At 66.5% G+C, this 14,387-nt stretch carries 13 protein-coding genes; 3 read left to right on the top strand and 10 right to left on the bottom strand.

What is annotated here, in order from left to right:
* Positions 1–32 precede the first annotated feature (32 nt).
* The gene (locus BMZ43_RS23475) at positions 33–1,181 is read right to left on the bottom strand and encodes an ArnT family glycosyltransferase (protein WP_256563211.1); all 1,149 of its coding nucleotides are present in this window, start codon (positions 1,179–1,181) and stop codon (positions 33–35) included.
* 258 nt (positions 1,182–1,439) lie between these two features.
* Here BMZ43_RS23475 and BMZ43_RS23470 point away from each other — a divergent pair, with 258 nt between their 5' ends.
* From BMZ43_RS23470 to BMZ43_RS23460, 3 genes are all read left to right on the top strand, one after another.
* Positions 1,440–1,967: a DUF3455 domain-containing protein gene (locus BMZ43_RS23470; RefSeq protein ID WP_093257147.1), complete on the top strand. Its 528-nt coding sequence runs from the start codon at positions 1,440–1,442 to the stop codon at positions 1,965–1,967.
* An 83-nt stretch (positions 1,968–2,050) separates the two neighbouring features.
* Positions 2,051–2,578 carry a sigma-70 family RNA polymerase sigma factor gene (locus tag BMZ43_RS23465; protein ID WP_093257188.1) on the top strand — a complete coding sequence of 176 codons (528 nt, stop codon included), beginning with the start codon at positions 2,051–2,053 and terminating at the stop codon, positions 2,576–2,578.
* Positions 2,575–3,285 (top strand): anti-sigma factor, encoded by a 711-nt coding sequence (locus BMZ43_RS23460; RefSeq protein WP_093257143.1) that lies wholly within the window; start codon positions 2,575–2,577, stop codon positions 3,283–3,285. The genes BMZ43_RS23465 and BMZ43_RS23460 overlap by 4 nt, the downstream gene beginning before the upstream one ends.
* 9 nt (positions 3,286–3,294) lie before the next feature.
* On the opposite strand, the gene BMZ43_RS23455 is transcribed toward BMZ43_RS23460, so the two are convergent.
* From BMZ43_RS23455 to BMZ43_RS23415, 9 genes are all read right to left on the bottom strand, one after another.
* Positions 3,295–4,053 (bottom strand): SDR family oxidoreductase, encoded by a 759-nt coding sequence (locus BMZ43_RS23455; protein WP_093257140.1) that lies wholly within the window; start codon positions 4,051–4,053, stop codon positions 3,295–3,297.
* Between the two features lie 250 nt (positions 4,054–4,303).
* On the bottom strand, positions 4,304–6,025 hold the full coding sequence (locus BMZ43_RS23450) for a cis-3-hydroxy-L-proline dehydratase (RefSeq protein ID WP_093257136.1): 1,722 nt from the start codon (positions 6,023–6,025) through the stop codon (positions 4,304–4,306).
* 2 nt (positions 6,026–6,027) lie between these two features.
* Entirely contained in the window at positions 6,028–6,744 is a 717-nt protein-coding gene (locus tag BMZ43_RS23445; protein WP_093257132.1) for an ABC transporter ATP-binding protein, read from the bottom strand.
* A complete protein-coding gene (locus BMZ43_RS23440; RefSeq protein WP_093257126.1) occupies positions 6,741–7,616 on the bottom strand; it encodes an ABC transporter ATP-binding protein in 876 nt (291 codons plus the stop codon). The genes BMZ43_RS23445 and BMZ43_RS23440 overlap by 4 nt, the downstream gene beginning before the upstream one ends.
* The gene (livM, locus tag BMZ43_RS23435) at positions 7,613–8,893 is read right to left on the bottom strand and encodes a high-affinity branched-chain amino acid ABC transporter permease LivM (protein WP_017640613.1); all 1,281 of its coding nucleotides are present in this window, start codon (positions 8,891–8,893) and stop codon (positions 7,613–7,615) included. Before livM ends, BMZ43_RS23440 begins: the two co-directional genes overlap by 4 nt.
* A 4-nt stretch (positions 8,894–8,897) precedes the next feature.
* Positions 8,898–9,812 (bottom strand): ABC transporter permease subunit, encoded by a 915-nt coding sequence (locus tag BMZ43_RS23430; RefSeq protein WP_017640614.1) that lies wholly within the window; start codon positions 9,810–9,812, stop codon positions 8,898–8,900.
* 96 nt (positions 9,813–9,908) lie between these two features.
* Positions 9,909–11,030 (bottom strand): branched-chain amino acid ABC transporter substrate-binding protein, encoded by a 1,122-nt coding sequence (locus tag BMZ43_RS23425; protein ID WP_093257123.1) that lies wholly within the window; start codon positions 11,028–11,030, stop codon positions 9,909–9,911.
* A gap of 494 nt (positions 11,031–11,524) precedes the next feature.
* Entirely contained in the window at positions 11,525–12,802 is a 1,278-nt protein-coding gene (locus BMZ43_RS23420) for an L-pipecolate oxidase (protein ID WP_093257120.1), read from the bottom strand.
* A gap of 24 nt (positions 12,803–12,826) precedes the next feature.
* Positions 12,827–14,317: an L-piperidine-6-carboxylate dehydrogenase gene (locus tag BMZ43_RS23415; RefSeq protein WP_093257116.1), complete on the bottom strand. Its 1,491-nt coding sequence runs from the start codon at positions 14,315–14,317 to the stop codon at positions 12,827–12,829.
* Positions 14,318–14,387: the final 70 nt, after the last annotated feature.

Genomic DNA, 14,387 nt, shown 5'->3' with positions numbered 1-14,387 from the left:
CAAAGGCGCCCAGCAGGAAGCGCAGATCCAGTTCAGGCCACCAGCCCGGTGGCCTGCAGCTTGGGCTGCTGTAGCTTGACCAGCACCCCGAGCACCAGCGGAAAGATCACCAGCAGCGGCAGGAACAGGCGCCGTACCCAGGCCAGGGCACCCTGCCCCTGCAGCAGCACCCAGGCGCCGAGGGCGGCGCAGGCCGGGATGGCCGGCAGGATGTAATAGGGCTTCTTGAAGGTGGGTATCGACAGGGCCACCACGATCAGCGTGGCGAAGCCGGCCAGCTGGAGCAGCAGGCGGCTGTCCGCCTGCTCATGGCGCAGCCGCCAGTGCCGCCTCAGCGTCGGCAAGGCCAGCAGTGCCAGGGGAAAGGCCGGCGCATAGCGATAGAGCCCCAGTTGCAGGAAGTACCACCAGGGATAGCCGGCACCGTCGGTGTCGTCCAGCCGCCCGGAGACCTGCATGCGCAGCACGTCTTCGACAAAGACCGGGCCGCCGGTACGCCAGGCCAGGCCGAACAGCAGGGCGCCGCACAGCGCCAGCACCACGGCGCCCACCAGCCCGTAGCCGAAGCTGCGCCGCCAGTCGCCCTGCAGCAGCCAGTAGACGCAGACCACACCACAGGGCTCGATCAACCCCAGCGGTCCGCGCACGGCGAAGCCGGCGGCCAGGCACAGGAACACCAGGGCGCGCCGCCGGGGCAGGCCGCGCTGGTCGGCGCTCCACAGCAGATAGAAGCAGCCCAGCGCCGCCAAGGTAACGAACTGATCGAGGCAGATGGAGCGGGCCTTGGCCAGAAAGCCGTTGGTGAGCAGCAGCACCAGTACCGCCAGCAGGCCCCAGGCGCGGGACCGCTCGGCCAGCAGGCGATAAAGCAGACCGACGATGGCCGCCGAGGCCAGCGCGGTGGGAATCACCGTGGCCAGGCGATTGACCTCGCCGAATAGCTGGGCGAAGACGTCGATCAGCAGCGTCGAGGTGGCGGGATAGTCCGGATAGGGCTGTCCGTAACTGGTCGGGAAGGCACTGGCCCCGTGGCGAAACATCTCCTGGGCGAACAGCGCGAAGCGGCCGTCGAAGCCGATGAAAGGCTGCTCCCACAGTCCGAGGGTGAACAGCAGCACCGCCAGCAGGCACAGCGCCAGACTTTCGAGGCGCAGGCGCGCCGGACTCGGGATGGACGACACGCGGCAGGACTCCGGCAGGCTGGGAAAGACGGGCTCGCGACCCGCCGCCACTATCGCCAAACAACCTTAGGGATCCCTGAAACCAGGCTGACGGCAGGCTGACAGAAGCCGCAGGACAGAGCGGTTCGGCCGCGAGGCGGTGGCGACTATGCCGCTGAATTGAAAATTTTTTATGACAGCTGCATCCACGGCCCCGGCTGCCGGGTATAGCCCCTACAGTCCAGCCGACTGTGCCCCCTCTCAATCCGGAGCAAGCGCATGAACAATATCTCCAGCCGTTGCAGCATCCTGGCCCTGACCGCCCTGTTGAGCACCCCGCTGCTGGCCCAGGGTGAGTTGCCCGAGGCCGTCCGTGTCCCCGCCGGCAACAGCCTGATGCTGGAAACCGTAGGCAAGGGCACCATCGTCTACGAGTGCCGTGACAAGAAGGACATGCCCGGCCAGACCGAGTGGTTCTTCTTGGGCCCCAAGGCCGACTTGCATGATCGCCAGGGCAAGCAGGTGGGGCGCTACTACGGTCCGCCGGCGACCTGGGAAGCCAGCGACGGCTCCAAGGTGGTCGGCAAGCAACTGGCCGTCGCCCCCGCCGGCGCCGGCAACCTGCCCTATCAGCTGGTGGAGGCCGCGCCTGCCGAGGGCAAGGGCGCCTTCCAGGGCACCACCTACATCCAGCGCACCGCGCTCAAGGGTGGCGTCGCGCCGACCAAGGCCTGTACCGCGGCCAACAAGGGCGAACAGCAGACCGTGAGTTACCAGGCCGACTATCTGTTCTGGAAGAAGGGCTGAGGTCCATGGGACAGCCACGACCGGATCGGCTAGGCTCGGCTGATCCGGTCGCCACCCTGGCGTCCCCAGCCTGGCGTGCCCTCGTGACCGACCGCTCCCCTGATCCAGCCGCCCTGCTCGCCGCCTGCGCCCGGGGCGAGCGCGTCGCCCTGCAGCGGCTCTACCAGACCGAGGCGCCGCTGCTGCTGGGCGTCGTCCTGCGCCTGGTGCGTGATCGCGGGCTGGCCGAGGACATTCTCCACGACGCCTTTCTGCGCATCTGGCGCGGCGCCGCCGGGTTCGCCCCGGAGCGTGGTTCGGCGCGTGGCTGGATGTGCAGCGTAGCGCGCAACCTCGCGCTCAACGCCCTGCGCGATCGCCAGCGGCTGGTGCCCCTGGCGGACGGCTGGGAACCCCTGGCCGAGTCTGCCGATCCGGTGCGAGAGGCCGACGGCCGCCGCCTGGAGGGCTGCCTGCAGAACCTGGAGGCGCCGCGGCGGGAGGCCATCCTGGCCGCCTACCTGGACGGCTGCTCCCATGGCGAGATCGCCCAGCGCCTGCAGGCGCCGCTGGGCACGGTGAAGAGCTGGATCACGCGGGGCCTCAAGGCGCTCAGGGAGTGCATGACATGAACGGCGATACCCTCCAGCCCCCTGACGAAGAGCGCGAACGCCTGGCCGGCGAATACGTACTCGGCACCCTGAACGCGGAGCAGCGTCGTCGGGTGGAAGGTGCGCTGGCGAATGATGACCTGCTGGCCGCCGCCGTGGCGCGCTGGGAGGCGCGTCTGCAGCCGCTGGCCGAGCGGGTGCCACCCGTCCAGCCCGGCGCGAATCTGTGGCCGCGCATCGAGCGCAGTCTGGGCGAGGCCGACGCCAAGGTCACCCCCCGGCGCGAGTCGCTGTGGCAGCGCCTGGCGCTCTGGCAGGGCCTGAGCGCGGCAGGGCTGGCCGCCAGCTTGGTGCTAGGCGTGCTGTTGCTGATGCGTCCGGTCCCCACGCCAAGCTACCTGGTGGTGCTGGCCGCGCCCAGCGATCGGACGCCCGGCTGGGTGATCCAGACCGCCAGCGCCCATGACCTACAGCTGATTCCCCTGGGGCGCGACGCCGTGCCGAGTGGCAAGGCGCTGCAATTCTGGACCAAAGCCGATGCCTGGCAGGGCCCGGTGTCGCTGGGCTTGGTCGAGCCGGGGCGTACCCTGCAGGTGCCGCTGGACCAGCTGCCGCCGCTGGAAGCCAATCAGCTGTTCGAACTCACCTTGGAAGACCAGGGCGGCTCGCCCACCGGCCGACCCACCGGACCGATCCAGTTCATCGGTCGGGCGGTCAAGGTGCTCTAGCGAGCGCCCTCAGCTCTGGCGATGGATGTTGAAGTTGCTGAACGCCTGGCAGGTGGCCATCAGCTGGATGCGGTTGATGTTGACGTGCTTGGGCTGGTTCAGCGTCCAGTGGATGGATTCGGCGATGTCGTCCGGGGTCAGGGGTTCGGTACCGGCATAGACCGCATCGGCCTTGGCCTTGTCGCCACCGAAGCGCACCACCGAGAATTCGCTTTCCGACAGGCCCGGCTCGATGTTGGTCACCCGCACCCCGGTGCCCAGCAGGTCCGATCTCAGGCTCAGACTGAATTGCTTGAGGAAGGCCTTGGTGGCGCCATAGACGTGGCTGCCCGGATAGGGATAGTCGCCCGCGACCGAGCCCAGGTTGACGATGCCGGCGCCGGCGCCATGGGCGATCAGTCGCGGCAACAGCAGGCGGGTGCAATAGAGCATGCCCTTGATGTTGGTATCGACCATGGTGTCCCAGTCGTCCAGGTCGCAGCTCTGGGCGGGGGTGTTGCCCAGCGCCAGACCGGCGTTGTTGACCAGGGCGCGCAGCTGGTTGAATTCCTCCGGCAGGCCGGCGACCGCGGCTTCTACGGCGGCGCGATCCTGGACGTCCAGCACCAGCGGCAGCACCTTGGCCTGCCCGGACAATTCCTCGGCCAGGGCGTGCAGGCGATCCTCGCGGCGGCCGGTGATGACGATCGACCAGCCGTCCTTGGCGAAGCGGCGAGCGGTGGCGGCGCCGAAGCCGGAGGTAGCGCCGGTGATGAAGATCGAAGACATGAAAGATTCCTTCTGCGAGGGAGTTTGGCCGAGGCCAACGATAGCTCAGGGACGTTGGTCAGGCGAATACTCAGATCGCTGGGAATCCAGCGGATCAGTTATAACGCCTTGGTATTTCGAGGCTTTTCGTGCACTGGCGATTTTTTGAACAGTTCCCGCCAGACCAGGCGCCCTGGGCTTCGCGTCCGGCTATGCCAAGCTTATCCACAGGACGATCCACGGAATTCCTGTACAGAACCCGAGCCCACTATCAGCTGGATAAGTCCGCCGATGCGAGCCAGGCGGGCGGTCCGGCCGGCGCCAGTCCGGTGCAGGCCGCTTCCACGCAGGCGGCCAGGCCGGCGAAGCGCAGCTCGCGACCGGTGAGGCCCGGGCCATAGTGGGCGAACTTGCCGGAGTTGGTCAGCAGGGTAAGGGCCTGGGGCGGCACCAGGGGTTCGCCGAGCATGCACCAGCAGGTGTCCCCCACCAGCTGGGCACCGAAGGCTTCCAGTTCGGCCAGGCTACCGTTCCGCCCGGCCGCTTCGCGCACGTCCCGCCCGAGGGTAATCACCAGGGCTACCCCGGGATGCTTGTACCGGCCCCGGCATAGTTCGGCCAGCCGCTGGCATTCCTCGGCAGAGAAATGCGGATTACCCAAGGCTACTAGCTGGACCTCGCAGGCAGTGGCGCTGTCCAGTTCGGCCCAGGCCCGACGCAGATCGGCCAGCTCTATGTCCTCGACCTCCAGCTCAGGCGCGGCGACCGCAGCCAGGGTCGGCGCCTCGGGCGTTACCCCGACCAGATGAAACAGCGGCGCCGCCGAGGTGGTGGCGAAAGCGGCGCCAAAGGCCTTGAGATCGTCGCGGCTGGGCTGGGCGTGTTCCAGCCCCAGCACCGCGGGAGTCCGGGTGGGCGAGCGCAGGCCGATCCAGTAGCCGAGCAGCGGATAGACGGCGTCGTCATGGCCCGCGGGCATGCTGACCCGGAACACCTTGGCCGCGCGGCGGCCGCTGTCCAGGTGGCAGCCGGCCCGGGGTGCCCGTCCGGTCAGGGCGGTGCAGATATCGAGAAAGTCGGCGTACTTCTGGGTGCGCGCGCCCAGCACGCTGTTGGCGAAGACCACGGCATTGGATTCGGCCCAGACCACCTGCTCGCCCAGAGTCGGGGCGCTGTCCAGCAGATAGGGCGCGCAGGTGAAGGTGGGGCGACAGCCCAGGGCCACATAGGCCTCGGCCAGGGCACTGGCCGGCTCACCCAGCGCCGGGTCAATGCCCTGCTCGCGCCAGCGACGCTGATCCACCGACACCGCATTGAGACTGGTGGGTACCCGTACCCGACCGCCCCACGCCACCAGCCGTTGGGCAAAGGCCAGGCTGGCCGGACCGGTGTAGATGCAGCCGTCGATATGGGCCTGGGTGATGTCGAGCAGTTCGCGGGCGCCCTGCAGCTGCGCCATGCGTACCAGGATCTTCATGGCCGCCTGGACGGCCTTGCCCTGGGCGCCATCCAGCATCGCCTGGTCGGTCACGCTCAGCTGGAGCTCGGCGATGTCAGGCGGCTCCATTTCGGCAAAGTGGCTATTCGGCGTTCCGACCCAGCCATCGGCTACCGCGATCTCGTCGCACTCGGCCAGGGCCGCGAAGGCTGCGGCGCCTAGGCTGACCACCGGCAGGGAGCGACCGAAGAGTTCTTCCGCGACGATGGCACCCAGGCTGAGGATCTCGTCCGGCTCGGCCAGTACCAGCGCTGCCGGTCCGCGTCCCGCCAGCAACAGCTCCAGGAGCACGGCGCTGCCGGTACAGGAGCCGCGTCCGCTGGGGATGGCCAGGATGCGACCGGCCAGCTCCAGACCGTGCAGGGGATGGTGGCGATCGATCACCCGGCCGCTGGCCGGATCGACGCCACCCCAGAAACTCAGGCCCAGGGGCGCCCAGGCCAGGCGTCCCCGGGCGTGGCCCGCGACCAGAGCGCGCCCGCGGACCGCCGCCATCGTTAGTGACCGCCCAGATAGGCTTCGCGCACCTGGGGATTGGCCAGCAACTCCTGGCCGCTGCCGGTCATGCGGATTTCGCCCGTGACCATCACATAGGCACGGTCGGACAGGCGCAGGGCATGGTTGGCGTTCTGCTCCACCAGGAAGATGGTCATGCCGCTCTTCGCCAGTTCGCGCAGGATCTGGAAGATCTGCTTCACCACGATGGGCGCCAGGCCCAGGCTGGGTTCGTCGAGCAAGAGCAGCTTGGGACGCGCCATCAGCGCCCGGGCGATGGCTAGCATCTGCTGCTCGCCCCCCGACATGGTCATGGCGCGCTGGTTACGGCGTTCCTTGAGCCGTGGGAAGAGCTCGAACATGCGCTGCATGTCCTCGTCCACCCAGCGGGTGCCGATGGGAATGGTGCCCATCAACAGATTCTCCTCGACGGTCATGTCGGGGAACACATGGCGCCCCTCTGGCGACTGGGCGATGCCATTGGAGGCCACGTAGTGGGCGTTCTTGCGAGTGATGTCCTCGCCGCGGTAGAGGATCTGCCCGTTGCGCGCCTGGGGCTGGCTGAAGATGGACATCAGCAGGGTGGACTTGCCGGCACCGTTGGCGCCGATCAGGCTCACCGTCTCGCCTTCGTTGATGCTCAGGGAGACGCCTTTCAGGGCCTGGATCGGCCCGTAGAAGACGTCGACGTTGCGAAACTCCAGGATCGGCGTGGTCATGCCACCTCCTCTTCTTCGGCGCCGAGGTAGGCGGCGATGACCTTGGGATCGTTGCGAATGTCGGCCGGCAGGCCGCGGGCGATGACTTGGCCATGGTCCAGCACCACGATGTGGTCGGAGATGTTCATCACCATGCCCATGTCGTGCTCGATCAGCACCACGGTGATGCGGTGCTGGTCGCGCAGAAGCCGGATCATGCCCGCCAGGGCCTCGGTCTCGGCCGGGTTGAGGCCGGCGGCCGGTTCGTCCAGGCAGACGATCTCCGGGCGGGTGCACATGGCCCGGGCGATTTCCAGGCGGCGCTGCTGGCCGTAGGAGAGTTCGCCGGCCAGGCGGTTGGCGTGGTCCACCAGGTCCACCACCTCCAGCCAGTAGAAGGCCGTGTCCAGCGCCTTTTCCTCGGCGCGGCGATAGCCGGGAGTATTGAGGATGCCGGTGATGAGGTTGCGGTTGCACTGCATGTGCTGCGCCACCAGCAGGTTCTCCACCACCGACATCTCCTTGAACAGGCGGATGTTCTGGAAGGTGCGGGCGAGACCGGCGCGGTTCACCAGGTGGGTGCCGCCGAACATCTTGTACCAGAGCCGGCTGCCGAACTGCGCCGGGTTGACGAAGTCGGTGGCCTGGAAGCGCTCGCCCATGATCTTGCCGACGCGGGTCGAGCGACCATCGGCGGTGTCCAGGCGGATCTCGCCATCGGTGGCCTTGTAGAAGCCGGTCAGGCAGTTGAACACCGTGGTCTTGCCGGCACCGTTGGGGCCGATCAGCGCGGTGATGGACTGGCGCTGGATCTCGAAGCTCACGTCCGAGAGGGCCTTGATGCCCCCGAATCTCATGCCGAGACCCTTTACGGTCAGAATGTTGTCGCTCACGGCGCCACTCCCTTGCGAATCGCGAAGCCACTGCGGGCGATACGGATCAGGCCTCGCGGCCGCCACATCATCATCACCACCATGAGCACGCCGAACACCAGCATGCGGATATCGCCGAATTCCCGCAGCAGTTCGAAAAGCAGGGTCATGACGAAAGCCGAGACCACCACCCCGACGGTGGAGCCCAGACCGCCCAGTACCACGATGGCCAGCACCAGCACCGACTCGAAGAAGTTGAACGAGGCCGGGTTGATGAAGCCCTGGTAGGTGGCGAAGAACACCCCGGCGAGGCCCGCGGTGGAGGCACCAATCATGAAGGCCGAGAGCTTGACCAGCACGTGGTTCAGGCCCATGGCGCGGCAGGCGATCTCGTCTTCGCGCAGGGCTTCCCAGGCACGACCGACCGGCATGCGGGTCAGCCGGTGCTTGATGTAGAGCACCAGCAGCACCACCAGGAACAGCACGGTGTAGATGAAGATCATAGTCGCGTTGGGGTTGTAGCTGATGCCTAGCAGCTCATGGATGGGCACCCCACCCTCCTTCGCGCGCCGACCGAATTCGATGCCGAAGAAGGTCGGCGACGGCGCGGCGATGCCGTTGGGACCCTTGGTCACCTCCAGCCAGTTGTTGAGCACCAGGCGGATGATCTCGCCGAAGCCGAGGGTGACGATGGCCAGGTAGTCCCCGTGCATGCGCAAGACGGGGAACCCCAGTATCGCCCCCGCCACCGCGGCCAGGATCGCGGCGAGCGGCAGCATGGTCCAGAAGCCTAGCCCCAGATACTGGTAACCCAGCGCCAGGCCATAGGCGCCGATGGCATAGAAGCCGACGTAGCCGAGGTCGAGCAGACCGGCCAGACCCACCACGATGTTCAACCCCAGGCCCAGCAGCACATAGATCAGGCAGAGGATGATCACCGTCAGCCAGTACTTGGTGGCCAGGAAGGGAAAGGCGATGGCGACCAGGATGATGATGGGCAGGATGAATCTGAGGTTGGACTTGTGCCCCGGCGGCAGCACATGGACGCCGCCGTCGTTGCGCTTGAAGGACTCGATCCAGTCGCGCCCCTTGGCGGTCTGGCCGAACAGGCTGAGCAGGAAGCGGCCGGCCATGACCACCGCAACCATGATGCCGACGCGGCCGGGCTCGACGTTGTAGCCATAGCCGTCGAGCACGATGCCGACGATGGGGCCGAACAGGATCAGCGAGACCAGGCCAACCATGAGGGTGTCGCGCAGCACGACCTTGAGATCGAAGGAGGAAGACGTCTGACTCATGGATTCACACCTTCGTGACCTGGGGTTTGCCGAGCAGCCCCTGGGGCCTAAAGATCAGGATCGCCACCAGCAGCGAGAAGCTGAAGACGTCCTTGTAGTCCGAGTTCACCAGGCTGGCGAACTGGGCTTCTGAGATGCCGAGGATGATGCCGCCGAGCATCGCGCCGGGCAGCGAGCCGATGCCGCCGAGCACCGCCGCGGTAAAGGCCTTGATGCCGATGATGAAGCCGGCATAGAAGTCGAAGGTGCCGTAGTTGAGGGTGATGAGCACCCCGGCCAGTGCCGCCATGGCCGCGCCGATGATGAAGACATAGGAGATCACCCGGTCGGTGTTGATGCCGAGGATCTGCGCCATCTTGCGATCCTGCTGGGTGGCCCGGCACATGCGGCCGAGGGTGGTCTTCTGGATCACGTAGGTGAGCAGGCCCATACCGATGATGGACGCCACGATGATGAAGATCTTGGTGTAGGTGATGATCACGAAGCCTTCGCCGATGTGCAGGCGCAGAGCGCCGTCGAGCAGCGTCGGTACGCCCTGCTGGCGCGCGCCCTGGGCGAGCTGCACATAGTTCTGCAGGATCAGCGACATGCCGATGGCCGAGATCAGCGGGGCCAGGCGCGTGGAGTTGCGCAGTGGCTTGTAGGCGATGCGTTCGATGGCCCAGCCGTACACGGAGGTGACCACCACGGTGAAGATCAGGGTGCCGAGGATCAGCACGGGAAAGGAGTGCAGGCCGAACACGCTCAACAAGGCGATGCCGATGGCGGCGAGATAGGCCGACACCATGTACACGTCGCCGTGGGCGAAGTTGATCATGCCGATGATGCCGTAGACCATGGTGTAGCCGATGGCGATGAGTCCGTAGACCGAACCCAAGGTCAGGCCGTTGACCAGTTGTTGCAGGAAGATACCGTCCACGTTTGCAGTCTCGCGTTGGATGGATGACGAGGGCCGCCGGCCGCCCTCTCGTCCTGGCACGGAGACGAGAAGGCGGCCAGCGGATTCACGCGAGGATCAGGGCAGCTGGTTGTACTTGCCCTTGTCGTCCCATTCGTACATCACGTAGTCGGAGACCTTGAGGTCGCCCTTGCTGTCCCAGCTCTTCTCGCCCAGCACGGTGTTGACGCTGTGGGACTTCAGCCACTCGGCGGCCTTGGCGCCGTCGGTGCCCTTGATGCCGTTGAAGGCAGCGGCCACGGCCTGCAGCGAGGCATAGGAGTAGAGGGTGTAGCCCTCGGGCTCGTAGCCGGACTTGCGCAGGGCTTCCACCACGGTCTTGCCGGCCGGGTTCAGCAGCGGATCGGCGCCAAAGGTCATCAGCACGCCCTTGGTGTACTGGGGACCACCGGCGGTGGTGACCAGGTCGGCGGAGACGATGCCGTCGCCGGAGACGAACTTGGCGGTCACGCCCTGTTCGCGCATCTGGCGGACCAGCGGACCGGCTTCGGGATGCAGGCCGCCGAAGTACACCACGTCGGCACCGGAGGCGCGGATCTTGGTGACCAGGGAGTTGAAGTCCTTCTCGCCGCGGGTCAGGCCCTCGTAGAGCACCTCTTTCACGCCGCGCTTGTTGAGCTGCGCCTTGGTGGCGTCGGCCAGGCCCTGACCGTAGGTGTCCTTGTCGTGGATGATGACGACCTTCTTGGCCTTGAGGGTATCGACGATGTAGTCGCCGGCCACGATGCCCTGCTGGTCGTCACGTCCGCACATGCGGAACACCCCGGTCAGGCCACGCTCGGTGATCTTGGGGTTGGTGGACGCCGGGGTGATGGAGATGATGCCGGCTTCGTCGTAGATCTCCGAGGCGGGCATGGTGTTAGAGGAGCAGAAATGGCCGATGACGGCCTTGACCTTCTCGGAGTCCACCAGGCGGTTGGCCACGGCCACGGCCTGCTTGGGCTCGCAGGCGTCGTCGCCCTGCACCAGCTTGATCTTCTCGCCATTGATACCACCGGCGGCGTTGATGTCCGCCGCGGCCTGGGTGGCCCCCTTCCAGAACTGCTCGCCGTAGGCGGCACTGGCCCCGGTATAGGGACCGGCGACACCAATCACGATGTCGGCATGCGCCAGGGAGGAGAGAGTGAACGCAGAACCGATAGCGAGAGCCAGAATGCCTTTTCTGTAAATCTTCGACATGGGAGGTTTGCTCCAGAGGGTGGTTGGCCTGTTCGCCGGAGCAAAGCCTGTGCCATCACCCAGTTGTGTACCGGGCGCAAAGGCCATTTGCCGCCACCGTGACAAGCCAAAACCACCGCTTGCCTACGGCGAGGGCCGCAGTCAGTGGCACGGACCGCCCTTTAGACTTTTGTCTTAACTGGCTCATTAGTCTGAATAATTCCGCATGGCGGTAGCAGCGAAAGTGGCAAAACGCAGCGGTTTGTTACCAGATAGCAACCCGGTTGCACCTGTTTCGCACCAAAACGTAACACCGTCCCCACACTGCGCCACTAAAGTAACCATGACCCTGCGGCCTCAGGCCCCTTTGAAATCCGCCGTTCTCTCAGCCTGCTGGCGGTTATGAATAGTTATGAAAAAGCGGCCGACTTGCACAGGTCTAGATGCGCAAATCAGCCGCTTCGGGGCGTTATCGCCCGGCCCGAGGGCCGGTGACAGCAGGTATGGCGGGGTCGCTAGAGCACCACGCGCAGGCATTGCCCCGCGTGATAGAGGGTAAAACCGGCTTCGTACATCAGGCTGCGCCATTGCCCGACCGGATTGGCATCCAACGACGCCAGCGGCATTGGCAGCGCGTGGCGATCGCCACTGCACAGATAACGGGCAAAGGCCTGCCCCACCACTGTGCCCGTGGTAACCCCGCGACCGTTGTAACCGGTCACCGCCAGCAAGCCCGGCGCCGGTTCGAACAGGCGCATCAGGTGATCGGGGGTAAAGCCGATGCGGCCCGTCCAGGTGCACTCCCACTCCACCCGCCCGAGCGCGGGGAAATAGTGCCGCTGGATGCGATCGGCCCAGGCGCGGATGAAACCGGCCGGCCGACCCGCCATGTTGCCCAGGCTACCCAGCAGCAAGCGGCCGTCGGCATCGCGGCGGATGCTGCTGAGCACCGTGCGGGTATCCCAGGAGCCACGCCCCTGAGGCAGGATGAAGTCCGCTTCCGCCCCGAGAGGTTGGGACGCCACCTGATAGTAGTAGCCAGGAAAGAACTGCTTGCGCAGACGGGTCCATTCGCCTTCGGTGTAGGCGTTGGAAGCGATCACCACCTGGTCGGCGGTAACCCGCCCCTGGGAGGTTTCCACCTGCCAGCGATCGCCTACCCGCTGCAGGCGCTGTACCGTGCTCCGCTCGAACAGCTCGCCACCTTCCTGGCGCAGGGCTTTGGCCAGACCCAGGGCATAACCCATGGGCACCAGGGTGCCGGCGCGATGATCGAGCAGCGCGCCACTGATGTCGCGCGTGCCGCAGGCGCTGTAGCAGACCTCGCCTTCCAGCAACTCGACCCGGGCACCGCGCCGCTGCCACTGCTCGGCACGTTGCCCCAGATCGGCCAGGCCCTTGGCGCTGTGCGCCATGTGCAGGGTGCCGGCGCGGCGTGGCTGGCAGTCGATGCCATAGCGCTCGATGAGACCGAACACCTGATTCGGCGCATCGCCCATCACCCCCAGCAAGCGTTCCCCCACCTCCGGCCCCAGGGTGGCCACCGCCTCGTCCGGCGGGATCCACATGCCGGCATTGACCAGCCCGACATTGCGCCCGGAACCGCCATGGCCGACGCCATGGGCCTCCAGTACCACCACCCGCCGCCCGGCCTGGGCCAGGTGCAGGGCGGTGGAGAGTCCAGTGAAGCCACCGCCGATGACGCAGACCTCGGTGTCACGCTCGCCCTGCAACGGGGCGCCCGGCACCGCCGGATACAGCCGCTCCCACAGGCACTCCTCACGCAACTGCATTCTCGGCGCTCCTGGCGGATCCACTCAGTCGAAGACGATGCCCTGGGCCAGCGGCAATTCGCGGGAATAGTTGACGGTGTTGGTCTGGCGGCGCATGTAGGCCTTCCAGGCATCGGAGCCGGATTCGCGACCGCCACCGGTTTCCTTCTCGCCACCGAAGGCGCCACCGATCTCGGCACCGCTCGGCCCGATGTTGACGTTGGCTATGCCGCAGTCGCTGCCGGTCGCCGACATGAAGGCCTCGGCTTCACGCACGTCGGTGGTGAAGATGCAGGACGACAGGCCCTGGGGCACGGCGTTGTTCAGGGCTACCGCCTCGTCGAAATCGTCGTAGGTCAGCACATAGAGAATGGGGGCGAAGGTCTCGTGGCGTACCGCCTCGCTCTGCTCGGGCATCTCGACGATGGCCGGGGCCACGTAGTAGGCCTCGGGATACTGCTCAGCCAGCTGCCGCTCGCCGCCGTAGACCACCCCGCCCTCGCCCCGCGCCTGCTCCAGCGCACCCTGCATGGCCTGGAAGCTGGCGGCATCGATCAGCGGACCGATCAGGTTGCCTTCCAGCGGATGGCCGATGCGGACTTTGGCATAGGCGGTCTTGAGCCGGGCGACGATCTCGTCCTTGACCGAACGATGGGCGATCAGCCGGCGCAGGGTGGTGCAGCGCTGGCCGGCGGTACCCACGGCGCTGAACAGGATGGCGCGCACCGCCATGTCCAGATCGGCGCTCGGGGCGAGGATCATGGCATTGTTGCCGCCCAGTTCGAGGATGCTGCGGCCGAAGCGCGCCGCAACCCGCGGTCCTACCTCGCGCCCCATGCGGGTGCTACCCGTGGCGCTCACCAGCGCCACCCGCGGATCGTCCACCAGGGCCTCACCGGCGGCGCGGTCGCCGACGATGACCTGGCTGAGATCGGCGGGGGCATCGCCAAAGCGTGCCAGGGCCTTTTCGAACAGTGCCTGGCAGGCCAGGGCGGTCAACGGGGTCTTTTCCGAAGGCTTCCAGATCACCGGATTGCCGCAGACCAGGGCCAGGGCGGCGTTCCAGGACCAGACCGCCACCGGGAAGTTGAAGGCACTGATGATGCCGACCACACCCAGCGGCTGCCAGCTTTCGCGCATGTGGTGACCGGGACGCTCGGAGGCGATGGTCAGACCATAGAGCTGGCGCGACAGACCAACGGCGAAGTCGCAGATGTCGATCATCTCCTGGACTTCGCCCAGGCCTTCCTGGGTGATCTTGCCGGCTTCCCAGGACACCAGCTCGCCGAGATCGGCCTTGTGGGCACGCAGCTCTTCACCCAGCAGCCGCACCAGTTCGCCACGGCGCGGCGCCGGCACCGCACGCCAGGCCTGGAAGGCGCGCTCGGCCCGAGAGATCTTCTGCTCCACCTCGGCGGCGCTTTCCAGGGCGACGCTGCCCAGTTGGCTGCCGTCGATGGGGGAATTCACCCGATGCTCGCCTTGGGTGTAGTGCTGGGCAGAAACGCCGAGGCGTTCCAACAGGGCCTTGCTCATGCTGAGGTCTCCGCAGAAAGGAAATCGTCCCTGAGTATGGTCAGGCCAGCGGCGCCGGACAACCGACCTT

It is taken from the genome of Pseudomonas sp. Snoq117.2, from assembly GCF_900110545.1.
In the GTDB taxonomy this organism is placed as follows: domain Bacteria; phylum Pseudomonadota; class Gammaproteobacteria; order Pseudomonadales; family Pseudomonadaceae; genus Chryseomonas; species Chryseomonas benzopyrenica.
The sequence above is the reverse complement of the archived record's forward strand: the minus strand, read 5'-3'. Positions and strand labels throughout refer to the sequence as shown.